Here is a 22338-nt window from a genome sequence, read left to right on the forward strand (position 1 = left end):
CGACGTTGTTGAATCCGCCCGCATAACGCCCGTCGCCGCGGTCGAAGGTCGGCGGATTGCCCAGCGCCTGCGCCAACGCGGTGTAGGCGGCCGGTACGTTGTCTTCCCACAGCGCGACCTGGCCGACGATGCAGACGTTCTGGCCGAACCCGGCCATCAGCGCGGTCACCGTCGGCACGTCGGCGACGGTGAACGCGTTGTCGTTGCCGTCGACCATCACCAGATGGATGCCGATCGCCTGCGCGCCGTTGGCGCTGGCGCCGATGATGCCGATGCACGAGGTGAAGGTGGTGAACTTCACCGTCGGCTGGATCTGGCCTTGCTGCACGGGCACGGCATTGGCCGAAGCCCATTGGCATTCGGCGATCGCCAGCGGGTTGTTGGTTTGAACGATGGTGTAGGGCATCGGAGCTCTCCTGTTCGCGGCGGCGACGGCCGCCCACGCCGGCGTTGTAACCGGCGCGGATCGGCGCGCAAATGCGGACCGGTTCCGCAGGCGCGGCCGCGGCTTCGTCGGTCGGGCCGCGCCGCCGGCGCGTTCACGTCGGCCGCAGCGCCGCGTTCTGGCCAACATGACTTCCGATCTTCGCTCGGCGCCGCGCGGCGATACCCGCGCCGCGCCTCCGTGCTTCGCCGGTTTGCCGCCGCCGGATTCCGACGATTTCCACGCCCTGTGCCGCTTCTGCGAAGACCATCGCGTGGCGGTGCTGGCCGGGCTGCCGTGGGTCGCGGCGGAAGTCGCCGGGCTCGGCGGTTTCGAAGCGATGCTGCGGCTGGTGCGCCAGCGCGGCGGTCGGCGGCTGTATCTGCCGCGCGGCCGCGGCGCCTGCTCGTTGCGGCTGGGGGTGAGCCTGGACGCGGCCAGCCACCGGCGCCTGCTCGACCGCGCCAGCGCCGCGGGCACCATCGAGATTCCCTCGGCCTGGGGCGTGTTCGTCGGCCTGCGCCGGGTCGCGATCCGCGCCGCGGTGCGCGCCGGCCGCGATCAGCGCGAGGTCGCGCAGGCGTTCGGGGTCACCGAGCGGCATTTGCGGCGGGAGGTCACGTTAACGATGCTCTGAGTTTCAACCCGCGCCAGCAGCCAAGCCGGGACTGGGACTCCCAATCCACCGCGCCACGCCGCCGCCCCTCCTCCAAGCCGCTTCCGACCCCAAAACTGAACACCCACCGCCCCGAACCCTCGGCCCCGCCCTCCGCATCGGCGACAATGGCGCCCCTCGCCGCCACTGCCCCGAGCCCATGTCCGCCGTCCTCAGCCCCAGCACCACCGGTATTTCCCTCACCCGCTACCTGATCGAAGAACAGCGCGCCGGGCGCATCAATCCCGATCTGCGCCTGCTGATCGAAGTGGTCGCCCGCGCCTGCAAGACCATCTCGATCGCGGTCGGCAAGGGCGCCCTGGGCGGCGTGCTCGGCGATGCCGGCACCCCTGGCTCTGCAAGCATGAACATCCAGGGCGAAGCGCAGAAGAAGCTCGACGTGCTCAGCAACGAGATCCTGCTGGAAGCCAACGCCTGGGGCGGCCATCTGGCCGGCCTGGCCTCGGAGGAGATGGACACCTCGCATCCGATCCCCGACGTCTACCCGCGCGGCAACTACCTGCTGCTGTTCGATCCCCTGGACGGCTCGAGCAACATCGACGTCAACATTTCCGTCGGCACCATCTTCTCGGTGCTGCGCGCGCCGGACGGGGTGACCCAGGCCGAAGACAAGGACTTCCTGCAGCCGGGCACCGAGCAGGTCTGCGCCGGTTACACCACCTACGGCCCCAGCACCATGCTGGTGCTGACCATCGGCAACGGCACCCACGCCTTCACCCTGGACCGCGAAGTCGGCAGCTTCGTGCTGACCACCCGCGACATGACCATTCCCGAAGACACCAAGGAATTCGCGGTCAACATGTCCAACCAGCGCCACTGGCAGCCGCCGATGCAGGCCTACGTGGCCGATCTGCTGGCCGGCAAGGAAGGACCGCGCGGCAAGGACTTCAACATGCGCTGGGTCGCCTCGATGGTCGCCGACGTGCACCGCATCCTCACCCGCGGCGGCATCTTCAGCTACCCGCTCGACGCCAAGTGCGCCGCGCAAGGCGGCAAGCTGCGGCTGATGTACGAAGCCAACCCGATGAGCTTCCTGGTCGAACAGGCCGGCGGCGCGGCCAGCACCGGCCGCCAGCGCATGCTGGAAGTGCAGCCCACCGGCCTGCACATGCGCGTACCGGTGTTCCTGGGCAGCAAGGCCGAAGTGGAAACCGCGGTGCGCTATCACCGCCAGTTCGACGCCGAACAAGCCTGAATCGGCTGAGCGCCGCGCGGCTCACCGCCGCGCGGCCGTCGCCCGCCATATCCGCCGCGCCATCGCGCCGGCACCGAACCGCTCGGTTTTGATCCAGGCAAGCTCGTCCCCGAGCGCCTGTCCCCGGGCCGTGGCCCGTTTCTTGCACCCCGCCGCGGCGCCGGCATAAACGCAGCCCACCTCCCCGACCGGCCGTCGGTGACCGTCTTTCGCAACGCTCCGCGTTGGAGTAAGAACTACTTGCGGTATTTGCAGGCGCGTTTGCGCCAGCGGGGACGACATCATGGCCAGCAGCATCCGCAGCGATTTGGGGAATCGCTTCGCAAACAACACATCCGCTGCGCGGACGCCGGCCGCGCGCGGCGACGGCGCGCGCGAACTGATCTACCTCAGCCCCGGCGGCGCCGGCCGCATGCACGCCCTGGCGCCGCTGCAGAGCCTGGGCTGGACCCTGCGCCGCGCCGCCGACGCGCGCGCGGCGCTGCGGCAACTGCAAGCCAGTCCGCGCCTGCCGCATGCGGTGCTGATCGACCTGCGCGAAGGCTTCGACGCGCGCGACCTGGACGAACTGGGCCCGGCCCTGGCCGCGCAGAACGCCGGCTGGATCGCCGGCATCAGCGGCGCCCAACTCGAAGAAGAACACGCGCGCCGCCTGATCCGCGATTACTGCTACGACTACGTGACCCTGCCCTGTCCGGAAGGCGTGCTGCACACGGTGATCGGCCACGCCCACGGCATGGCCGCGCTGGCCTGCGGCGGCGGCAGCGATGCCATGCACAGCGGCGGCATGGACGGCATGATCGGCGAGAGCGAGCCGATCCGCGCGCTCTGCCGCGGCCTCAACAAGGCCGCCGCCACCGACGCGCCGGTGTTCATCGCCGGGGAAACCGGCACCGGCAAGGAACTCGCGGCGATGGCCGTGCACCGCCAATCGCACCGCGGCCGCTATCCGTTCATCGCCATCAACTGCGGGGCGATTCCGCACAACCTGGTCCAGTCCGAACTGTTCGGCTACGAGCGCGGCGCCTTCACCGGCGCCCAGCAACGCAAGCTGGGGCGGATCGAGATGGCCAACGGCGGCACCTTGTTCCTCGACGAAATCGGCGACCTGCCGCTGGACAGCCAGGCCTCGCTGCTGCGCTTTCTGCAACAAGGCTCGATCGAACGCCTGGGCGGACACGAACAGATCCCGGTCGATGTGCGCATCGTCTCGGCCACCCATCACGACCTCGACCACGCCGTCGCCGAAGGCCGCTTCCGCGCCGATCTCTACCACCGCCTGTGCGTGCTGCGCCTGCAACAGCCGCCGCTGCGCGAACGCGGCGGCGACATCGACCTGCTCGCCGACCACGCGTTGCAACGCTATGCGCAGGAAACCTCGCGCGGGATCAAGGGCTTCTCGCCGTGCGCGCGCCAGGCCATGCACCGCCATCCCTGGCCCGGCAACGTGCGCGAACTGATCAACCGCGTGCGCCAGGCCGTGGTCATGGCCGACGGCCGCTACATCACCGCCGCCGACCTGCACATCGACGACAACGCCGACGGCGCGCCGATCACCCTGGAAGAAGCGCGCGATCTGGCCACCCGCGAAGCGATCGAACGCGCCTTGCACCGCAACCGCCGGCGCCTGGGCGAATCGGCGCGCGAACTGGGCGTGTCGCGGGTGACGTTGTATCGGTTGATGCAGCGCTTGGGGATGCGCGGCGGCGAGGATGAGATCGACGACGACGCGGTCGCCTCGACCTGATCCGCTCGATCTCAGCCGACCACGGTATCGCCGAGTTCTTCCGACGCCAGCGTTTCGACCCGCTGCAGACTCACCTCGATCGCCTCGATCCCGGCGGTCGAGGCGCTGGTGCTCCACAGCCGCAGCTCATCGATGATCAGCCCGCTCAGGCTCCAGCCGTGGCCGGTGCGCTGGGCCAGGGCGATCGCCGCGATCACGCTGTCGGACCACGACGCGGTCGCGTGCTCGCTGCGCGCTTGAACCTTGTAGCCGCCTTTTTCGTAAGGCTCCACCGTCAGCGCCGACGTCTCCACCTGGGCGCGCTCGAAATGGCGCGAGGCGACCGTGAGCGCGGCCGGCTCGGTGTTGGCGGAAACGAATAAACGCCATTGCAGATTCATGAGTGCGCGCGCGTGCTCGACAGGAAGAAGCCGGACGCCGCGCGATCGGATCCGCCGCGGCGCCGCGTTCGATTCTGTCCCGGCGCGGCGCAGCGCGCAATCGAGTCGCGCGCATGCGTTAAGCCAGGCCACATAAAAAACGGGACGCAGATCGAAGCTGCGTCCCGGCATCGGCGCCTTGCAACGCCCGACGCTGAAAATCCGGCGCGGTCCGCCGCTCAGAACGATCGCGAACCGCGCAGCGAAAACACGAAATTCGGCGCGTCCGGGGTCAGCCCCGCGGCCAGTTGGCCGTTGAAGGTCCAGCCCGAGGGCAGCACGTAGCTGGCGCCGATGTTCAAGGTGGTGGAGTTGCTGGAACTGCCCGGCACCCGCCGTTTGCTCGCGCCCGGCGCGGTCAGGTGGGTGGCGCCGGTGACGGCGGTGGCGACCGAGAAGCTCACCGCCGAACGGTCGTTGAGCGCGATCGCCAGGCCGCCGCTGAGTTGCACGGTATTGCCCAGCGCCACCCGCGCCGGCGAGATCTGTTCGGCCACCGGCGAGATGTCGTCGAAGTCGGCCGGCTGGTTGTAGCTGTAGCCGATGTTGCCGAACAGGATCACCGGATCGTAAGTGCGCAGCGCCGAGACGTTGAACGTCGCCGCCCACACGCCCGAACCGGTCGGCAGGTCTTCGGGAATGTTGAGGTTGTTGTTGTCGCCGTCGGGCTGGATCAGTTTCAGGCCGAACGGGTCGCGCCCGGTCGGCGCGCGCACGCGCAGGCTGGTGACGATGTCCGGCCAGCGCTGCGATTCCTTCACCCACTGGTAGTACGCGGCCACGCTGGCGTCGCCGACGCCTTGCGAGCGCATCCGCACTTCGCTGACCACGCTGGACGCGCCGCCGGCGCCGCCGCTGACGAAGCGCGAGTCGCGATACACGTACGGCAGTGTGGCCTCGATGCTGAGCCGGTCGGTCAGGCCGTAACGGCCGCTGAGTTCGAAGGTGCCGACGCTGGCCTTGGTCTGATCCAGGTTGATGCTGCCCAGGAAGATCGCATCCAGGGCTAGAAAGCCGCTGAGCGCGAGTTGCCGGCGGTCGTAGTAGCTGTAGTTGAAACCGGCGTCGAGGGTGAACTTGCGCTCGAACAGCGGCGCGTGTTCGCGCACCACCAAGGCCTTTTCCTGTTGCCGTCGTTGCGCGTCTTCCTCGCGCTGGGTCTGGCCGACCTGCACCGGCGCGTCGCCTTCGTCCTGGGCCGCGGTGGCCGCGGCTTTCTTCTGCGCTTGCTCGGCCAGATCGCGCGCGGCCTGCCCGGCCGGTCCGGCCGCGCCGGACAGGCCGCGGCCGCGCTGGGCCAGTTCCAGCTCTTCGACTTGCTCGCGCAGGTTCTGGATCTGCGCGCGCTGCTCGGCCAGTTGCCGGCTCATGTCGAGCATGTGCTGGTGCAGGGACTTGAACTCGGGCGTGGCCGCGGCGGCGGACTCGCCGTCGTCGGCGCGCGCGGGCGCGCTCAGGATCAGCGCAAGAGCGAGGGGCAAGGGTGCGTATGCGGCGCGCATGGTCTTGGCGTCCGTGACAAGAAGGTGGGTTCAGCGCGGCAGCGCGCGCAGGCTGTCCAGCGCTTGCTGCAGGCCGAGCTGCTGGCTCAGTTGCGGGGTGATCGCCGAGGTCGCGACCTGCAACTGCAAGCGGTTGCCGCCGTCGATGCCGTCGCCGGCGATGCGGCCGAGCTGGCCGATACCGCCCTGCGCGCCGGCGTTCAAGTGCTGGCGCATCGCGGCGCCGGGCGCATCGACGCCGACCTGGATCCCGCCATCGAGAAACGTCACCCGCGCCTGCATCGCGCCGGCGGCGGATTCGCTGTGGCTTTGGCCGTTGAAACCGGCGGCGTCGCGGTCGATGCCGGCGCGGTCGACGAACTCGATCGCGGCCAGATTGGACAAGCGATTGCCGTCGCCGGCGATCTGCGCGATCTGACCGATGCCGCGCACCTGCGCCGCGTCGGCGCCGGCCGCGTTGGCGTGCGTCGAAGCCGCGGCGGCGTCGCCGGACACGGCCTGGCTGCGCGCGTCCACCTGCACTCGCAAACCCGCGCCGTCGCGCAGCACCAGCAACGAACCGCTGGCCATCGCCGCGCCTTGCTGCGGGGTGCTGAGGTTGGAGATCACATCCACGCGCAGACCCACCAGCATCTGCGCGCCGAAGTACTTGCCGCTGATCGTGGCCAAGGTCGCTTCATCGACCAGATCCGCGCGCAGAGGGGGCAGGGCGGCCGCGGGTTCAAGCGCGGCCGCCGCTGCCACGAGGGCCGAGAACAGGGCACGGGGGAGTGATGGGCGGTTCATCGGACACCTCGAAACCAATGCGTGCGCCGCGGGCGGCGCGTAGTCAGAACAAATCGGAAATCACCAAGCCGAACTCGACCACCCGCGGCGGCGCGGTGGCGCGGTCCAGCGCGTCCACCCGCCGGCGCAGCGCGGGCGAGTCGCGGTTGCCGACCAGGTACGAATCGGCGCGCATCGGTCGATCGCCGACCACCGCCAGGACGATGCCGTTCCAGCCGTCGACGAAATCGGCTTCCGGCATCACCCGATGGCCGAGCGCGGGATCGGCGACGAACACGCGGCCGCCGGCCGCGCCCTTGACCACCACGAAGTGGCGGTAGCCTTTCAGATCCAGCAACGCGATCACCGGCATTTGCAGGCGGTACAAGGCGTCGGCGTCGATGCGGAAACCGTGCGCGCGCATGCCGATGCTTTCGACGTAGCGCTTCATGTCCAGCATCGAAAATCCGTTGCGCACCACTTCGTTGGGATCCACGCCGACCATCATCTTCTTGATCAACGCCGGCTCATCGACTTCGAGCCCGTAGCCGTAATGCAACAGACTGGCCAACGCGGCCGAGCCGCAACTGAAGTCGTAGCGCTGGCGCAGCAGATCGCGGTAACGCAGATCGCGCAGGGTGCGCATGGGTTTGACGATCGGCGAGGTGCCGTTGCCGGTGAGCCGGCCGACATCCACCGCCACCACCCGCTCGCCCAGCGATTGCGCCTGCGCGGCGCCGCACAGCGACGCGGTCCACAGCGCGGCGGCGGAAACGGCGTTGAAGGCGAAACGGATCGGCGACATGGCGGCAGGCTCGGTTGCGCGGAGCGATGGTTGAGTCCGCGATGGCCGACGCGCGGCCATCGCGGATGGGGACGGTCGAGCTCAGTCCCCGCAGCTGCTGCACGGAGGCGGCGGAGGCGGCGGCGCGCACGCGCCGCAGGACGCGGTCGCGATCGACAAGCCGTTGTGTTGCAGATTGCCGACGCCGGAGGCGACGTTGACGCCGATGTTGCCTTGCGCGCCGGACAAGGCATTGCCGTCGAGCGAGGCGTACAGGTCCAGGCTGATGCGGCGGCCTTCGCTGTCGAGCAGATTTGCCAGCGAGCTTTGTTCGCTGTCGGAGGTCGCGATGGCCAGACGGCCGGAGCTGTTGACCGATGCGGCCATGCCGTTGCCCTGCGCATTGCCGACGCCGGCGGCGACGTTGACGCCGATGTTGCCCTTGGCGTTGGACAAGGCATTGCCGTCGAGCGCGGCCTGGTAGTAGGTGTGATCGGTGTTGGTGGTGGCGTAGTTGCCGTAACTGTCCTGGCTGCCGAACACCATCGCCGAAGCGAACACCTTTTCGCCGTCCACCGCCGACAACGCGGTGTCGTTGGCCTGGGCATTGCCGACGCCGGCGGCGACGTTGGCGCCGATGTTGCCTTGCGCGTCCGACAGCGCGTCGCCGCCCAGGTGGGCGTCGTGGTCGCCGTCGCCGAGCGATTGATTGAGCAGCGTGGTCTGGTCCTGATCGACCGTCGCGGCCGATTCGGACGCGACCCGGATCTTGCCGCGGACCTTGGCCCGGCCCGATACGTCGATCTGGTTGCTGATGCTGGTGTGGCTTTGGATGGTGGCGTCGTCGCCCTCGGCGAATGCCGGCAAGGCGACGGCGCAGGCCAGCGCGATCGCCAGCGCGGTGCGGTGGAGTTTCATGTGGGCTCTCCGTTGCGGATGGTTGTGCGGGAATGTTTTCCGGCGCGACGGCCGCGGCGCGGGCCGCGGCCGCGCACGTTTACTGGCAGCTGCCGCAGGACGCGGTGGCGATCGACAAACCGTTGTGCTGCAGGTTGCCCACGCCGGCGGCGACGTTGGCGCCGATGTTGCCCTGCGCGCCGGACAGCGCGTTGCCGCCGAGGGTGGCGAAGGTGTCCAGGTCGCAGGCGGCGGCCAGTTCGTTCAACCACGCATCCTGTTCGCTGTCGGACGCGGCCTTGGCGATGGTGCCGGAGCTGTTGACCGAAGCGGCCATCGCATTGCTCTGCGCGTTGCCGACGCCGGCGGCGACGTTGACGCCGATGTTGCCGCGGGCGTTGGACAGCGCGTCGCCGTTGAGGGTGGCTTCGTAATAGGTATCGGGCTGGTTGGAGTAGGCATAGTTGAAGCTGGAGGCCTGGCTGTTGAAGGTCATCGCCGAAGCGAACACCTTCTCGCCGTCCACCGCCGACAACGCGGTGTCGTTGGCCTGGGCGTTGCCGACGCCGGCGGCGACGTTGGCGCCGATGTTGCCTTGCGCATCCGACAGCGCGTTGCCGCCGAGGCGGGCGTCGTGATCGCCGTCGCCGAGCGAGGCGTTGGCGTCGGTGAGCTGGTCCTGATCGACCGTGGCGGCCGATTCGGAGGCGACGCGGATATGGCCTTTCACCCGCACTTTTCCGGACACGTCGATGTGGTTGCCGATGCGGGTGTCGCTGTGGATCTGGGCATCGTCGCCTTCGGCGTAAGCGGGCGCGGCGATGGCGACGCCGAGCGCGAGGGCAAGCAGAGTCAGTTGCGCTTTCATGGTTCTCTCTCCTGGTGGTGGTTGGGTGAAGCCGCTACGCGTTCTGCCGTCTTGTTTTATGGAACGCCCCCGGGCAGTCGGAGCACGATGGCGTTGACCGACGCGTTGCCGGTCCCCGCTGTCTGATTGAGTTGCAGCACGCCTTGGCCGCCGCGGAACGCGTCGTCGGCGATCAGCGCTTCGCGCGGTGCGTGCGCGGCTTGGGTCGGCGCGATCGCGGCGGTGTCGGCGGCGACGTTGGCCAGCGCGCTGTCGTCCAGGCCGGCGATCGTCGCGGTACTCGCGCCGCGGGCGAGATCGAAGGCGTTGAGTTGCGCATTGCCGGCGCCGGCGCTCTGGTTGAGCTGCAGCAATCCGGCGTGGTCGGCGAAGGCGTGCGTTTCGATTCGCGTGCTGGCTGCGCGTTGCGCGGCGCCCGGGTCGAAGTCGACGCGTTGCCGGGCGCGGGTGGCGGTCAGCGCCAGGCCGTCGGGTGCGGTCGCGATCGCGGCGAGGTTGGCTTGGGCGTTGCCGGTGCCGGCGGCCTGGTTGAGCGCGGCGCGGCCGTCGCTGGCGCGGCCGACGGCGCCGATGCGGGCGCTGTCGCGGCCCGGCGCTTGCGCGTGGGTGTCGGTGGAAATCGCGGTGGCCAACAAGCACGCCGCCAACCACAACGGCGCCAGCCGCACTGCGCGCAGCCGGGCGTTCATCGGCCGCTCCCGGGGTTCTGCGGCGCCAGCGCCTGCATCACGCTGCCGGTGATCAGATCGCCGATGCCGGCGGTGGCCGCGGTCACCGCGCCGCCGACGCTGGCGGTCGGGCCCATCGGCGGCGCGGACGCGGACGGACCGAGCATTGCGCCGGCGCCGGTGTTGCCGGCGGTGGGCACCAGCAGGCCGGTCAGCGCCTGGGTCGCCGCGGTCGGGCTGAGTCCGCTGGAGCCGTGCTGATCGAGCTCGGCATCGCCGAGCACCGGCGCCAGCGAACGCTCCAGGGTGCCGTGGAAGACCCGGCCGGGGAACGCGGTGGCTTCGGTGCGCACCGGATTGTCCTGCGCCGGCAGCGCGCGGTAGGCGATCCGCGGGTGCACGGTGCGGGCGATGACGATGCTCGGATCGGCCGGCTCGCTGGGTTCGGGCGACTGCGCGCGCAATTCGCCGGTGGACAGACCAGCGGCGCATACCGCCGCGAGCGGGAACCAGCGGCCGAGGGGGAAGCGACGAACGAGCACGGGCATGACGGCGAACTCCGAGACGGGGGACTCTCGCGGCATCCGGGTCGGGGCAGCCGACCGGGGCGAAAGGTCTCACGCTAGAGCCGTGCCAAGTTCGCAAGCGGCTGAATTTGCTGATGTTTTCCGCTTTCCTAGGGCGGATGGCCGGGTCCGCGCGGGATAAACGTTGCGGCCGCGCAACGCACCTTGGCGGTGCCAGCGGACACCGTCCCCTGCTCAGCTTCAGATTCCGTTATGCCCGCAAGCCCGTCCCGTGGGCCTCTGAGACGCTATCCAGGCCCTGGCCGGCGCGGCCGCGATCCGGCGTTGCCTTTTTGCAACCTCCGGCGCGCGTGCGAGGATGGCCGCTTTCCCCGCGCTTGCCGTTCGCGCGTTCTCTTACCCCGCCATCGCCCGCCATGTCATCGACAACCGACACCGTTGCAGCCGCCACCGGCGGAGACGATTTCATCGAGGTCTACCCGCAAGCGCTGACCCGCGAGCAATGCGCCGAGCTGGTGCGCCGATTCGACGCCAGCCGCGACAGCGAGCCGGGCCGGGTCGGCGGCGGCGTGCTTCCGGACTTGAAGGACAGCCGCGATCTGACCATCACCAATCGCGAAGGTTGGAAGGATGTCGAGGCGACCTTGAACCTGGCGGTATTCCGCGGTTTGTTGCAGTACCTGCGCCGCTATCCGCACACCATGATCGCGCCGTTGATGCTGGAAACGCCGGGCGAAGACGGCAAGCGCCATCGGATCACGGCTGAGCGTCTGGCGCAGATGGACGACAACGCCTTGTCGCCGGTGGCACAGACGGTGTTCCGTCCCGGCGCGATCAATCTGCAGCGGTACACCGCCAATCGCGGCGGTTATCCGTATTGGCATTGCGAGTTGTATCCGCGCGATCAGAACGGCGAGACCTTGCATCGGCACGTGTTGTGGACGATCTACCTCAACGACGGGTTCGAAGAGGGCGAGACCGAGTTCCTGTATCAGCGGCGCAAGATCGCGCCGCGCGCGGGCGATTTGTTGATCGCGCCGGCGGCGTTCACCCATACCCACCGCGGCAATCGGCCCAAGGGTGGGGATAAGTACATCGCTACCAGCTGGATTTTGTTTCAGCGGGCTGAGCGGTTGTACGCGGCGGGGTGAGGGGCGTTGGGCGTTGGGGCAAATCCCCCGGCGCTTTGGCTCAACCGCGATGACGATTGGGCGCCGGGCGCCGGCCCCCTTTTGCAAAGGGGGCGAATTGGCGCGCTCGTATGCGCAAAACGGGAACCCACGGTCCCCACCCAAACTACGCCCCGCAACGAAGTACCCCCCTTTGAAAAAGGGGGGCAGGGGGGATTTGCTTCAGGCGTGGTGAACGCCGGGCGCTGCGACAAATCCCCCGGCGCGTCGGCCCAACCGCAATGACGATTCAACGCCGGGCGCCCGCCCCCTTTTGCAAAGGGGGCGAATTGACAGGCTCGATTGCGGAAACCGGGAGCCCACCGCCCCCAACCAATTCCGCCCCCACAACGAAGTACCCCCCTTTGAAAAAGGGGGGGCAGGGGGGATTTGCTCTTGCCTCAACGATCAGGGATTGCGCGGATGGTTCAACACCAACCAATACAACCCCACCTGCTTGACCGCCCACACGAACTGCTCGAAATCCACCGGCTTCTGGATATAGCTGTTGACCCCCAGCGCATAGCTGGCCTCCACATCGAACGGCTCGGTGCTGGTGGTCAACACCACCACCGGCAAGGTCCGGGTGGGTTCGTGGGCACGGATCGCCTGCAACACCTCGCGCCCGTCGACCTTGGGCAGATTCAGGTCCAACAGCACGATAGAGGGCAGGTCGGCCGGGTCGCGATCGGAGTAACGGCCGCGGGCGAACAGGTAATCCAGCGCTTCGGCGCCGTCGCCCATCACCACCAGCCTGTTGGCGATCTTGGCCTCGTCGAAGGCGAGCCGGGTCAGCTCGACGTCGTCGGGGTTGTCCTCGACCAGCAGGATTTCCTTATGCATTGCGGTTTTCCTCGCCCGCCGATTCGACGGGCAGTTCGACTGTAAACGTGCTGCCCGCGCCGGGCTGCGAATGCGCGCGCAACTGGCCGCGATGCCGCTCGACCACCCGCCGCGCGATCGCCAGGCCCAGGCCGTGACCGCCGCCCTGATCCGGCCCGTGCAGGCGCTGGAAGGGCTCAAACAGCTTGTGAGCATAGCGCATGTCGAATCCGGTCCCTTGGTCCTGGATCGACAGCAGCAAGCGCCCGCCGGCCGCCTCGCCGCGGACCTGGATGCTCACCGGGGCGCCGTCGGCGGCGCGCTCGCAGGAGAACTTCCAGGCGTTGTGCATGAGTTGGTTCAACATCAGCTTGAGCAGGCGTTCGTCGCCTTCGACCTGCAAGCCGGGCTGGACGCTGACCTCGCCGCGGTGGCGCGGGTCGGCGTCCTGCAGCTCGGCGCCGACCCAGTCGGCGAGCAGGCTCAGGTCGACCGGGGCGATGCGCATGTCGGCGCGGGTCACGTGCGACAGCTCGGTCAGCGCCGCCAGCAGGCCGGTCATGCGCGAGGCCGCGGCGCGGATCCGCGCCAGGTAGTCGCGGTCGGTTTCGTTCAGACGCTCGCCGGCGCGTTCGCCCAGCAGCGCGGAAAAACTTTCGATCGAACGCAGCGGCGCGCGCAGGTCGTGGGCGACCGCGTCGGCGAACAACTGCAGTTGCCGGTTGGACGCGTCCAGCGCGGCATCGTGTTCGGCCATGCGCGCGCTCATCGCCATATCGGCCTCGCGCTCGCCGCGGATGTCGCGCATGTGCGAGATGAAGTACTGCGGCGCGCCGTCTTCGTCGCGCATCACCGCTACGTTGAGCTGCACCCACACATCGGCGCCGTCGCGGTGCACGTAGCGCTTGTGTTCGTCGACCGAGGCCAGCGCGCCGCTGACCAGCGCGGCGACCAGGTGGTTGCTGATCGCCAGATCGTCGGGATGGGTGACTTCGCTGTAGTGATGCCCCAGCAATTCGTCGACCCGATACCCCAGCATCGCGCAGAACGCCGGATTGACCTCCAGCCATACGCCTTCCAGCGAGACGATCGCCATGCCGATGTTGGATGCCGCCATCGCCAGACGGAAACGGTCGTCTCCGGCTTGATCGGCGGGCATCGAAGTCTGCGGCAGGGTCATCTCGAAGAAGCGGTAGGCGCGGCGGGAGCCCGAGGGGGCCGCTGAGTGTAGCCAATCCCGTCGTGACGGCGCGGTGGACGCTGCACACGGCCCGGACACGGCCCGCTCGCGCACAATGCCGGGCATGGACTTCTCACAGATCGCCTTTTTGCTGATCCTGGGCGCAGCGCTGTATCTGTTCGTCAGCGAGCGCTTGCGGGTCGACGTGACCGCGATGCTGACCCTGCTGGCGCTGGTGCTGACCGGGGTGCTGGACGCCAAGCAGGCGCTGTCGGGCTTCGCCAGCGAGCCGGCGATCATCGTCGCGGCGGTGTTCGTGATCTCCGGCGGCCTGGCCGCGACCGGCATCACCGAGCGCCTGGGCCAGTGGATCGGGCATGCCGCCGGGCACAGCGAGGGCCGCGCGATCGCGGTGACCATGCCGGCGGTGGCGGCGCTGTCCTCGTTCACTCACCACGTCATGGTCACGGCGATGATGCTGCCGATCCTGACCCGGTTCGCCAAATCGCGCGGCTTGTCGGCCTCGCGCCTGCTGATGCCGATGTCGTTCGCGGCCTCGCTGGGCACCACCCTGACCCTGGTCAGCGCGCCGGCGTTCCTGCTCGCCGACAATCTGATCGAACGCACCGGCGCGCCGGGCCTGGGCATTTTCTCGATCACCCCGATCGGCCTGGCGCTGGTGTTGGTCGGCGTGCTGTACATGTTGGCGATGCGCTGGATCCTGCCCAAGCGCGGCGGCGAGCACGGCGACGACGGCTATCTGCGTCTGGACCGTTACCGCACCGAGTTGCTGATCGTGGAAGGCTCGCGCTGGAGCACCCGCCCGCTGGCCGAATTGCAGAAGGCGCTGGGCGACCGCTTCGTGCTGACCGGCTGGCTGCGCGACGGCCAGCGCCGCCAGGATCTGGGCCCGGCCAGCCCGTTGATCAGCGGCGACATCCTGCTGGTGGAGGCCTCGGCCGACGCGCTGGCGTCGTTGCACGACGACGCCGGTCTGGATCTGAACGCGATCAAGCGTTTCGGCGAACACGCCGACGGCGACGGCGACGCGCAGTTGGTTCAGGCGGTGGTCGCGCCGGGTTCGGAATTCATCGGCCGCAGCGTGCGCGAGCTGGATTTCGCCCGCCAGTTCCATGCAGTGATCGCCGGGTTGTGGCGGCGCCAGGGCGCGGTCGCGCCGCGCTTGTCGGATGCGCGCCTGCGCGAAGGCGATCTGCTGGTGCTGTGGGGCCGGCCGGCGCGATTCGCCGAACTGGCCGCGCACCACGGCTTCCTGATGCTGGTGCCGTTCGCCGGCGAAGCGCGCCGGCGCATCCGCGCGCCGCTGGCGTTGGGCATTCTGGGCATGACCGTGTTGGCCGCGGCGACCGAATGGCTGCCGGCGCCGCTGGCGTTCCTGCTCGGCGCGGTGGCGATGGTGGCCACCCGCTGCGTGGACGTGGAACAGGCCTATCGCGAGATCGACGTGCGGATCTTCGTGATGATCGCCGGGGTGATTCCGCTGGGTGTGGCGATGGAGCAGACCGGCACCGCGCAATTGCTGGCGCAGGGCATGCTGCACGTGATCGCCGGCTGGCCGCCGCTGGCGATCTTGCTGGTGATGTTCACCGTCGCCGCGTTGCTGACCCAGATTCTGTCCGACGCGGCGACCACGGTGCTGCTGGGGCCGATCGCGATCTCACTGGCGCAGTCGCTGGGCCTGCCGGCGACGCCGTTCGTGGTCTGCACCGCCTTGGGCGCGGTGGTGGCGTTCCTGACCCCGATCGGTCACCACGGCAACCTTCTCATCCTCGGGCCGGGCCAGTACCGCTTCAGCGACTTCCTGCGGATCGGCTTGCCCTTGACCGTGCTGATCGCCTTGGTCAGCGCCTGGATGTCGCGCTGGCTGTGGCTGGGCGGGCCGTTCTGGCCGGGCGCCTGATGCGCCAGCGGCATGGCCGGCAGGGTGCCGGGCATGGTCGTGGCCGGCGCGGCGGCGCAGGCGATCGACAGGTATAGCGCGGCCCACAGCGCCAACGGGTGCGGTGGCGCGCAGCGTTCGCGCGCCGGTGGGGGCGTGGCCGTCGTCCTGGCGGTGGCGAACATGCTCGATCCTTGTCGGGGCCGCTGCGCCGCGGCGGGCTTCAAGCTAGGCCGATGCGGGGGTGGGCGAATCCGTCGAAAGTCTTGGCTGGGTGTGGGCTACAGGGTTTGTTCATGCCGGTGGGGTTGCACGACGCTTCGGCTATTGCCCCCTCTCCCGCTTGCGGGAGAGGGTTGGGGTGAGGGCGCGCGCATCCACGCTTACGACGTAACTGACATTCGCACGCCCTCATTTCGCACGCCCTCATCCGGCCCTTCGGGCCACCTTTTCCCGCAGGCGGGAGAAGGGCAACAGGTTGAGGTTGACTGGCTTCGGGACTAACGCGTTATCAATCTCTTGCGGTTGCTCAGAAATTTCCTACACCACGCACTGTGATCCCCTGAGAGTAAATCCCACGCCACTGAGCCACCTTATCCACGCCCCGGAAGCACGACTCATGCGCCGACAACGGACGCCGCTCAGCCCACCAATGAGTCGCCGCCTTGAGCAAGCGGTCCAGCTGGGCCGGGGCATTCCGCGTCTTCGATGGTCGACCGCAAACATGCGCTACACCGTGCAACTCAACGAATCCACCTACCTCGGCCGCACCCTGTCGTGCGATGTCGCCGATGAGCGTTTCGAAAATCCGGCCGACGCTTCGGCCGCGGCCAAGGCCGAAGCCTTCCATCTGTCGGTGCAGCTCGGCGTCGCCGTGGCGATCCGCATTTTCGAAGACCGCCGGATCTACCTCTCGCACATCATGCCCGCGCCGCAGCGCTGAGCGCGGCCGCGGCGATGCGTCGCGCGAGACGCCAGTCTTTCTTCGCTGCGCGATGAGCTGGCGCGGCCCGCATCCTCAGCCGCGAAGAACCGCACGCGATCACAAAACCGAACCGGCGCGATCGCGCCCGCGTGCGCGCGATCCGCATACGCGTAAGCGCTTTCGAAAAAAACGTCCGCGCCGCGCCACACCGCACGCGGCCGTCGTGGTATCGATTGCGCGCGAACGCGCTGACAGGGGGAGTCGCGGCAGATCCGCGACGGCGATCGCTTTCCCCCTATCCAGGAGACATCCCCATGTCCTGCGCATCGCTTCCGCGGCTCGGCCTGCTCGCCGTACCGCTGCTGTTGACCCTCGCCCTGCCCGCGCACGCCCGCCAATCGTTCGTGGTGATCGACAAGAACAGCAAAGTCGTCGGCCCGATCCTCGATATGGTCGACGGCGACAACGGCCGCGCCCGCATCCCGTTCCGGGTCAGCGCTCACCGGATCATGTTGACCTTGTCTCCGAGCGGCTTCGACAAAAAAGGCTATCTCTTTTTCGAATCCAGCGACTGCACCGGCCAGCCCTACGCCAACAACACCGTCGCCGGTGTCGGCGGTTTGCTGTCCGATGCCATGGTCGGCGGCGACCGGCATTCGCTCTACGTGCCCGACGGCAGCGCCCGCAACCACACCGTGCGTTCGATGCTCACCTTCCAGACCGGAGTGTGCGAGCCGATACAGACCCAGACCCGGCTGTTCCGCGTCGCCCGGCATGTCGTCGATCTGGATACGCGTTTCACTCGCCCGTTCCGGATCTCCGCCGCGTTGGAACTGACCGATCTGAACGTGCCGTAGCGCCCGCGTCGCCGAGCGTTCCGGCGCGCGCGCCGATGCGCATCCGCGCCATCGCGATCGCCGGCTCTTCCATCCAGGAGACATTGCCATGTCTTTGACTTTCGCTTCGCGGCTCGGCCTGCTGGCCGTACCGCTGCTGTGCGCCGTCGCCTCATCGGCCGCCGCCATCGAACCGTTCGTGCTGGTCGACAGCAACGGCAAGACCGTCGGCCCCATCCTCGACATGCCTCACGGCGACAGCCACATGGCCCGCATCCCGTTCCGCGTGGGCAATCAACGCATCACCCTGGTGATGGCGCCGGGCGGGCTGACCGGAAGCGGTACGGTCTACTTCGAGGCCGACACCTGTTCCAGCCAACCGTACATGCTCGCGTCCGGCGGCTTGCTGACCGACATCGAATACACCCGCGACCGGGCGCTGGTTCCCGACGGACCCGCCCGACTCGTCAGCGTGCGCTCGTTCTCCAGCACGCTCTCAGGCGGCTGCACGCGGCTGCCCACGCCCGACCACGACCCGTATCTGCCGGCCAGGGATCTGGTCGGCCTGAGCACGCGTTTCACTCCGCCGTTCCGGATCCAGGCGTCCGATGAGGTGATCGATCTGGACGTACCGGCGAATTGAGTCCGGACCACAAGCGTCGTCTTCGAAAAAGCCGGCGATGCGAACTCGCCGGTGTCCGCCGCCGTGGTTTGGGTACGGCATGCGCGGATCGCGCAAACCCGCAACCGCAATCGATCTTCCTCTTTTCAGGAGACAGCGCCATGTTCCGCGCTTCGCTTTCGCGACTGGGTTTACTCACCCTGCCGCTGTTGTTGGCCGTCGCGCCCGCGGCCGCCATCGAACCGTTCGTGTTGGTCGACAACAACGGCCAAGTGGTGGGACCGATCCTCGACATGCCGAACGGCGACAACGGCACCGCCCGGGTTCCGTTCCGGGTCGGCAATCAACGCATCACCCTGGTCGCCTCGACCACGAACTTCAGCAAGAGGGGGCTGGTGTATTTCGAATCGAACAACTGCGTCGGACAACCGTACATGGATGGAACCGCCGGGATACTGACCGTGGCGGTGTCGGCAGAGTACGTCTACGTTCCCGATGGGCCGTCCCGGCTGATGACGATGCGGTCCTTCTACAGTTCCGGCGACACCTGCTTGCGAACCCTGAATCACGATCCGTTCCGCATCGCCAGGCTCGTGGTGGATCTCAAAGAGCGCTTCACGCCGCCGTTCCGGGTCGAGGCTTCCGACGAGGTGATCGATCTCGACGCGCCGGTGAACTAAGTCCGACGCGCATCGCAGTTCCTAAACGAGAGCCACCATCAATACACAGAAAAGGTGGGGTGACGCGTATCCGAGCGCGTTCGCATCAATGGGGAAACGCTGGATAGGTCGCGTTCTGACTCGTCGTCGAACGCGACCCCAGGCAATGCAAGCCCCTGCCGTTGTGCAGTAACGCCGATTCCGCGACATCGATCGCGGAACGGTGCATTTGCGTTATTTCCTATTTTTGCTTTGCATGACTCGGAGAACATCGCATGTCCATGAAACAACGCGTGCTGACCGCATCGATCCTGCTCGCGATCACCGGCACCACCGCCACCGCCCTGGTCGTCGCCCAGCGCGACGCCGGCGATAGCGCCATCGCGCAAAGCAAGCCGGCCGCCAGCGCCGTCGCCAGCACCCACGCCAATGCGGCTTCGACCGCGCGCGCCACCGCGCACGCCACCGCCGCCAATCCGTTCGCCGATGCCAGCGCCGTGTCCGGCGCCACCGCCGCGGCCCAGCTGGAACGCCATCCGGCGGTGCAGCGCGCGCGCGAACTGTTGCAAGCCAGCAAGGCGCAAGCCGCCGGCGCGCACGGCCTGGCCGGCGCCGACGCCAAGGCGATGGCCGCCGAAACCTATCGCCCGCGCGATGTGGTGGTCGAAGCCGACGGCAGCGAACACGTGCGCTTCCAGCGCGATTACCAGGGCCTGCCGGTGATCGGCGGCGATCTGGTCACCCACGCCAAGGGCGGTTTGCTCAGCTCGATCAGCAAGACCCTGGACCTCAAGCTCGGCGACGGCGTCGCGGCCGCGCCGAAGTTGTCGCAGGTGCAGGCCATCGCCGACGCCGGCGTGCATTTCAACGGCCGTTTCCTCGACGCGCCCAAATCGCGGATGGTGTATTTCGCCAAGGACAACCAGCCCAAGCTGGCGTATGAAGTCAGCTTCCGCGGCCTCAACAAGGCCGAGCGTCCGGTCCACGACTTGATCTACGTCGACGCCGACAACGGCAACTACCTCGGCCGCGACAGCCGCATCTACACCGCCGAAGCGGCCGAAGGCCAGGGCTTCACCATCACCCGCGGCAAGGTCGCGATCTCCACCAGCAAGGTCGGCGCCGAAGAAAGCGACGGCCGCGGCGCGGGCTATCTGCTGCGCGACGACAAGCGCGGCGGCGGCAGCGTGCACAACACCGGCGGCACGGTGGTCGACCTGATCTTCGGCGGCGGCGACTTCACCGCGCCGCCGATGTTCGATGCCGACAACCTCTGGGGCAACGAGCAGATGACCAACATCGAGCGCACCGGCGTGGAAGCGCATTACGGTGTGTCCAAGACCTGGGACTACTACAAGAAGTTCTACGACCGCGTCGGCATCTTCGGCGACGGCCTCGGCGTGCAGAGCTTCGTCAACGTCACCTTCAGCTATTTCGGCATCTTCGACGTCGGCGGCACCAACGCGTTCTGGGACGGCGACGCCAAGCGCATGGTCTACGGCAACGGCGACTACGGCGTGTCCAACCCGGTGGTGGCCATCGACGTGGCCGGCCACGAGATGTCGCACGGCGTGACCCAGGCGACTTCGGGCCTGATGTATTCCGGCGACGCCGGCGGCTTGAACGAAACCACCTCCGACATCCACGGCACCCTGGTCGAGTTCTTCGACAACAGCCCGAAGGATCCGCCGGATTACCTGATCGGCGAGAACGTCATGCTCAGCGGCGTGCCGCTGCGCTTCATGTTCAAGCCGAGCCTGGACAAGGACGAAGACGGCAACGGTTCCTTCGACTGCTACCCGGCCGGCGGCTTCACCGAAGAAGACCCGCACTACACCTCCGGCGTGGGCAACCACTTCTTCTACCTGTTGGCCGAAGGCCAGAAGGTGCCGAAGTCGCACCGCAAGACCTTGCTGCCGGCCGATCTGGTCTGCAACGGCGCCACCGGCCTGAAAGGCCTGACCCCGACCGTCGCCGGTCAGATCTGGTACCGCGCCAACACCCTGTACCTGACCTCGCAGGCCAGCTACCCCGATGCGCGCGTGGCCACCCAGACCGCGGCGCAAGACCTGGTCGACCGCGGCCTGCTCAAGGCCAGCGCGGTCAAGACCGTCGCCTGCGCCTGGGAAGCGGTGTCGGTGGGCTTGCCGGAAGGCTCGAACGCGGCGCGTTGCAAGAACTGATCCGCGCAAGATCGTCGGATCGGGCGTACGCGCGCTCGCTCCGGCAACGAACACTGAGTCGTACCCGGACTCTGTTTTGGTAGCCGTTGTAGGTTGTTGCGGCCCCCGTTGCAGCGATGCGGCGGGGGCCGTTCTTTATCCGTCGCCGCGCAGCGTCGCCGACCACCACGGCGACTGCGACGGCGAGATTTCCGCATAGCCCGCCGCGCACCCAGACACCCACACAACCGCGCAACCCTCCCCCCGTCATTCCGGCGAAAGCCGGAATCCATTTTGACTTTGCTCCGACCGGCCCGTATGAAGCGATTTCGCCAACGGCTTTACATCGGAACGCTCAAATGGTCAGCACCAACCAGCCACTAAGCATCGACCGCGACCAACTGCTGCCGGTCCTGCGCGATCTCGAATACATCCTGATCTCCCTGCACAAAATCGGCTCGCACTACGCCGCCGACCTTCCGGAAAAACACCAGGACTACTGCGCGGAAACCACCCGCTTCATCGACCAGGCCCAGGTCACCCAACGCCTGGCCAAGATCCGATCCGTCCTGTCCGGCGCATTCGATCAAACCCGCGGCGAGGACGACCTGACCGAAGTGGAGCGCGCCTTGGAAGGCCTCGCGTTCTGGGCCCCTACCGATCCGCGATAAGCGGCGCCCGCACTCACGCGATCGGCTTATGCACGAACAAATGCTCGTCGACGAAATCCAGAAACACCCGCAACTTCGGCGACACATGCTTGTGCGCCGGCCACAACGCCCAGAACTGCCCGCGCTGGGTCTCGAACCCCGGCAACACCCGGCGCAAGCGATCGGCGGCCAGATGGTCGCGGACCAGAAAATCCACCGAATACACGATCCCCAACCCATGCACCGCGGCCTGCACCGCCGCCTCGCTGTTGTTGCACACCAGCGCCGCCGGCAGATGCGGCGGGCTTTCGCCCGGCTCCAGCCGCAGCGACCATTCCTGCAGCTTGCCGCTGTTGGCGAAGCGGAAGTGGATGCACTCGTGCGCTTCCAGATCCGCCGGCACCCGCGGCTCGCCGCGCCGCGCCAGGTACTCCGGCGAGGCGCACAACATGAAACAGAACGGCCCCAGCCGGCGCGCGCGCAGGCGCGAGTCGGGCATGTCGCCGCTGCGGATCACCGCATCGAAACCGCCTTCGATCACGTCGACCATCTGGTCGTTGAAATCCAGATCCAGCTCGACCTCGGGATAACGCCGGCGGAACTCGCCGAGCACCGGCACCAGGAACTTGTAGCCATTGGTCGGCAGGCTGACCCGCAGCCGCCCGCGCGGCGCCTGCATGGCGTGGGTGAGCATGGCCTCGGCTTCTTCCAGCTCGTCCAGCAACGGCTTGCAGCGCTCGTAGAACTGGCGGCCCTCCTCGGTCAGGCGCACGTTGCGGGTGTTGCGCTGAAGCAGGCGCACGCCGAGCTGCTGTTCCAGCTTGGCCACGCTCTTGCCGACCGCCGAGGCCGACACCCCGATCTGACGCCCGGCGGCGACGAAGCTGCGCGACTGGGCGGTGCGCACGAACGCCAACAGGCTGCCTAACTTGTCCATAGCG

23 protein-coding genes are annotated in these 22338 nt (G+C 68.0%); 11 read left to right on the forward strand and 12 right to left on the reverse strand.

Going from position 1 to position 22338, the window contains the following annotated elements; genetic code table 11:
- A partial coding sequence (locus tag V7787_RS30485; RefSeq protein WP_336091123.1) for a hypothetical protein occupies positions 1-406 on the reverse strand: 406 nt, incomplete at its 3' end.
- Positions 407-572: 166 nt separating this feature from the next.
- On the opposite strand from V7787_RS30485, the gene V7787_RS30490 reads away from it, so the two are divergent.
- From V7787_RS30490 to V7787_RS30500, 3 genes are all read left to right on the forward strand, one after another.
- Positions 573-1061 (forward strand): hypothetical protein, encoded by a 489-nt coding sequence (locus V7787_RS30490; RefSeq protein ID WP_336091125.1) that lies wholly within the window; start codon positions 573-575, stop codon positions 1059-1061.
- 178 nt (positions 1062-1239) lie between these two features.
- Positions 1240-2295 (forward strand): class 1 fructose-bisphosphatase, encoded by a 1056-nt coding sequence (locus V7787_RS30495; RefSeq protein ID WP_336091127.1) that lies wholly within the window; start codon positions 1240-1242, stop codon positions 2293-2295.
- A gap of 283 nt (positions 2296-2578) precedes the next feature.
- Positions 2579-4042 (forward strand): sigma-54 dependent transcriptional regulator, encoded by a 1464-nt coding sequence (locus V7787_RS30500; protein ID WP_336091128.1) that lies wholly within the window; start codon positions 2579-2581, stop codon positions 4040-4042.
- A gap of 11 nt (positions 4043-4053) precedes the next feature.
- On the opposite strand, the gene V7787_RS30505 is transcribed toward V7787_RS30500, so the two are convergent.
- From V7787_RS30505 to V7787_RS30540, 8 genes are all read right to left on the reverse strand, one after another.
- Positions 4054-4593, reverse strand: a complete 540-nt coding sequence (locus tag V7787_RS30505; protein ID WP_336091130.1) for a hypothetical protein — start codon at positions 4591-4593, stop codon at positions 4054-4056.
- A 47-nt stretch (positions 4594-4640) separates the two neighbouring features.
- Complete coding sequence (locus tag V7787_RS30510) at positions 4641-5963, reverse strand: transporter (RefSeq protein WP_336091131.1); 1323 nt, start codon at positions 5961-5963, stop codon at positions 4641-4643.
- Positions 5964-5993: 30 nt separating this feature from the next.
- Positions 5994-6749, reverse strand: coding sequence for a hypothetical protein (locus tag V7787_RS30515; RefSeq protein WP_336091132.1), 756 nt, complete (start codon positions 6747-6749; stop codon positions 5994-5996).
- Between the two features lie 43 nt (positions 6750-6792).
- Entirely contained in the window at positions 6793-7533 is a 741-nt protein-coding gene (locus V7787_RS30520) for a C39 family peptidase (protein ID WP_336091134.1), read from the reverse strand.
- 81 nt (positions 7534-7614) lie between these two features.
- Positions 7615-8430: a hypothetical protein gene (locus V7787_RS30525; RefSeq protein ID WP_336091135.1), complete on the reverse strand. Its 816-nt coding sequence runs from the start codon at positions 8428-8430 to the stop codon at positions 7615-7617.
- A 79-nt stretch (positions 8431-8509) separates the two neighbouring features.
- Positions 8510-9277: a hypothetical protein gene (locus V7787_RS30530; RefSeq protein ID WP_336091136.1), complete on the reverse strand. Its 768-nt coding sequence runs from the start codon at positions 9275-9277 to the stop codon at positions 8510-8512.
- 56 nt (positions 9278-9333) lie between these two features.
- Positions 9334-9966, reverse strand: coding sequence for a hypothetical protein (locus tag V7787_RS30535; RefSeq protein ID WP_336091137.1), 633 nt, complete (start codon positions 9964-9966; stop codon positions 9334-9336).
- Positions 9963-10493 (reverse strand): hypothetical protein, encoded by a 531-nt coding sequence (locus V7787_RS30540; RefSeq protein WP_336091138.1) that lies wholly within the window; start codon positions 10491-10493, stop codon positions 9963-9965. Before V7787_RS30540 ends, V7787_RS30535 begins: the two co-directional genes overlap by 4 nt.
- 395 nt (positions 10494-10888) lie before the next feature.
- Between V7787_RS30540 and V7787_RS30545 the strand changes: the two genes are divergently transcribed.
- Positions 10889-11623: a 2OG-Fe(II) oxygenase gene (locus V7787_RS30545; RefSeq protein ID WP_336091140.1), complete on the forward strand. Its 735-nt coding sequence runs from the start codon at positions 10889-10891 to the stop codon at positions 11621-11623.
- A 426-nt stretch (positions 11624-12049) separates the two neighbouring features.
- On the opposite strand, the gene V7787_RS30550 is transcribed toward V7787_RS30545, so the two are convergent.
- Both V7787_RS30550 and V7787_RS30555 read right to left on the reverse strand, forming a co-directional pair.
- Positions 12050-12484: a response regulator gene (locus V7787_RS30550; protein WP_057941066.1), complete on the reverse strand. Its 435-nt coding sequence runs from the start codon at positions 12482-12484 to the stop codon at positions 12050-12052.
- Complete coding sequence (locus V7787_RS30555; protein WP_336091143.1) at positions 12477-13622, reverse strand: sensor histidine kinase; 1146 nt, start codon at positions 13620-13622, stop codon at positions 12477-12479. Before V7787_RS30555 ends, V7787_RS30550 begins: the two co-directional genes overlap by 8 nt.
- 145 nt (positions 13623-13767) lie before the next feature.
- Here V7787_RS30555 and V7787_RS30560 point away from each other — a divergent pair, with 145 nt between their 5' ends.
- From V7787_RS30560 to V7787_RS30590, 7 genes are all read left to right on the forward strand, one after another.
- Positions 13768-15564 (forward strand): SLC13 family permease, encoded by a 1797-nt coding sequence (locus V7787_RS30560; protein WP_336091144.1) that lies wholly within the window; start codon positions 13768-13770, stop codon positions 15562-15564.
- Between the two features lie 703 nt (positions 15565-16267).
- Positions 16268-16486 (forward strand): hypothetical protein, encoded by a 219-nt coding sequence (locus tag V7787_RS30565; RefSeq protein WP_336091145.1) that lies wholly within the window; start codon positions 16268-16270, stop codon positions 16484-16486.
- A 296-nt stretch (positions 16487-16782) separates the two neighbouring features.
- Entirely contained in the window at positions 16783-17325 is a 543-nt protein-coding gene (locus V7787_RS30570) for a hypothetical protein (protein ID WP_336091147.1), read from the forward strand.
- 88 nt (positions 17326-17413) lie between these two features.
- The gene (locus V7787_RS30575; RefSeq protein ID WP_336091148.1) at positions 17414-17947 is read left to right on the forward strand and encodes a hypothetical protein; all 534 of its coding nucleotides are present in this window, start codon (positions 17414-17416) and stop codon (positions 17945-17947) included.
- Between the two features lie 140 nt (positions 17948-18087).
- Entirely contained in the window at positions 18088-18606 is a 519-nt protein-coding gene (locus tag V7787_RS30580) for a hypothetical protein (RefSeq protein ID WP_336091149.1), read from the forward strand.
- Between the two features lie 254 nt (positions 18607-18860).
- Positions 18861-20768: a M4 family metallopeptidase gene (locus V7787_RS30585; RefSeq protein ID WP_336091151.1), complete on the forward strand. Its 1908-nt coding sequence runs from the start codon at positions 18861-18863 to the stop codon at positions 20766-20768.
- A gap of 338 nt (positions 20769-21106) precedes the next feature.
- On the forward strand, positions 21107-21418 hold the full coding sequence (locus tag V7787_RS30590) for a hypothetical protein (RefSeq protein WP_336091153.1): 312 nt from the start codon (positions 21107-21109) through the stop codon (positions 21416-21418).
- Positions 21419-21431: 13 nt separating this feature from the next.
- On the opposite strand, the gene V7787_RS30595 is transcribed toward V7787_RS30590, so the two are convergent.
- Positions 21432-22334, reverse strand: a complete 903-nt coding sequence (locus tag V7787_RS30595; protein ID WP_336091154.1) for a LysR family transcriptional regulator — start codon at positions 22332-22334, stop codon at positions 21432-21434.
- Between the last annotated feature and the right edge of the window lie 4 nt (positions 22335-22338).

It is taken from the genome of Pseudomonas sp. CGJS7, from assembly GCF_036961695.1.

Bases quoted from the DNA above. Each gene is read 5' to 3' on its own strand.
- V7787_RS30510 (WP_336091131.1), bottom strand. From the start codon at position 5,963: ATGCGCGCCGCATACGCACCCTTGCCCCTCGCTCTTGCGCTGATCCTG.
- V7787_RS30560 (WP_336091144.1), top strand. From the start codon at position 13,768: ATGGACTTCTCACAGATCGCCTTTTTGCTGATCCTGGGCGCAGCGCTG.
- V7787_RS30535 (WP_336091137.1), bottom strand. From the start codon at position 9,966: ATGAACGCCCGGCTGCGCGCAGTGCGGCTGGCGCCGTTGTGGTTGGCG.
- V7787_RS30595 (WP_336091154.1), bottom strand. From the start codon at position 22,334: ATGGACAAGTTAGGCAGCCTGTTGGCGTTCGTGCGCACCGCCCAGTCG.
- V7787_RS30500 (WP_336091128.1), top strand. From the start codon at position 2,579: ATGGCCAGCAGCATCCGCAGCGATTTGGGGAATCGCTTCGCAAACAAC.
- V7787_RS30580 (WP_336091149.1), top strand. From the start codon at position 18,088: ATGTTCCGCGCTTCGCTTTCGCGACTGGGTTTACTCACCCTGCCGCTG.
- V7787_RS30530 (WP_336091136.1), bottom strand. From the start codon at position 9,277: ATGAAAGCGCAACTGACTCTGCTTGCCCTCGCGCTCGGCGTCGCCATC.
- V7787_RS30525 (WP_336091135.1), bottom strand. From the start codon at position 8,430: ATGAAACTCCACCGCACCGCGCTGGCGATCGCGCTGGCCTGCGCCGTC.
- V7787_RS30565 (WP_336091145.1), top strand. From the start codon at position 16,268: ATGCGCTACACCGTGCAACTCAACGAATCCACCTACCTCGGCCGCACC.
- V7787_RS30515 (WP_336091132.1), bottom strand. From the start codon at position 6,749: ATGAACCGCCCATCACTCCCCCGTGCCCTGTTCTCGGCCCTCGTGGCA.
- V7787_RS30545 (WP_336091140.1), top strand. From the start codon at position 10,889: ATGTCATCGACAACCGACACCGTTGCAGCCGCCACCGGCGGAGACGAT.
- V7787_RS30590 (WP_336091153.1), top strand. From the start codon at position 21,107: ATGGTCAGCACCAACCAGCCACTAAGCATCGACCGCGACCAACTGCTG.
- V7787_RS30495 (WP_336091127.1), top strand. From the start codon at position 1,240: ATGTCCGCCGTCCTCAGCCCCAGCACCACCGGTATTTCCCTCACCCGC.
- V7787_RS30505 (WP_336091130.1), bottom strand. From the start codon at position 4,593: ATGCCGGGACGCAGCTTCGATCTGCGTCCCGTTTTTTATGTGGCCTGG.
- V7787_RS30575 (WP_336091148.1), top strand. From the start codon at position 17,414: ATGTCTTTGACTTTCGCTTCGCGGCTCGGCCTGCTGGCCGTACCGCTG.
- V7787_RS30490 (WP_336091125.1), top strand. From the start codon at position 573: ATGACTTCCGATCTTCGCTCGGCGCCGCGCGGCGATACCCGCGCCGCG.
- V7787_RS30550 (WP_057941066.1), bottom strand. From the start codon at position 12,484: ATGCATAAGGAAATCCTGCTGGTCGAGGACAACCCCGACGACGTCGAG.
- V7787_RS30555 (WP_336091143.1), bottom strand. From the start codon at position 13,622: ATGCCCGCCGATCAAGCCGGAGACGACCGTTTCCGTCTGGCGATGGCG.
- V7787_RS30585 (WP_336091151.1), top strand. From the start codon at position 18,861: ATGTCCATGAAACAACGCGTGCTGACCGCATCGATCCTGCTCGCGATC.
- V7787_RS30520 (WP_336091134.1), bottom strand. From the start codon at position 7,533: ATGTCGCCGATCCGTTTCGCCTTCAACGCCGTTTCCGCCGCCGCGCTG.
- V7787_RS30570 (WP_336091147.1), top strand. From the start codon at position 16,783: ATGTCCTGCGCATCGCTTCCGCGGCTCGGCCTGCTCGCCGTACCGCTG.
- V7787_RS30540 (WP_336091138.1), bottom strand. From the start codon at position 10,493: ATGCCCGTGCTCGTTCGTCGCTTCCCCCTCGGCCGCTGGTTCCCGCTC.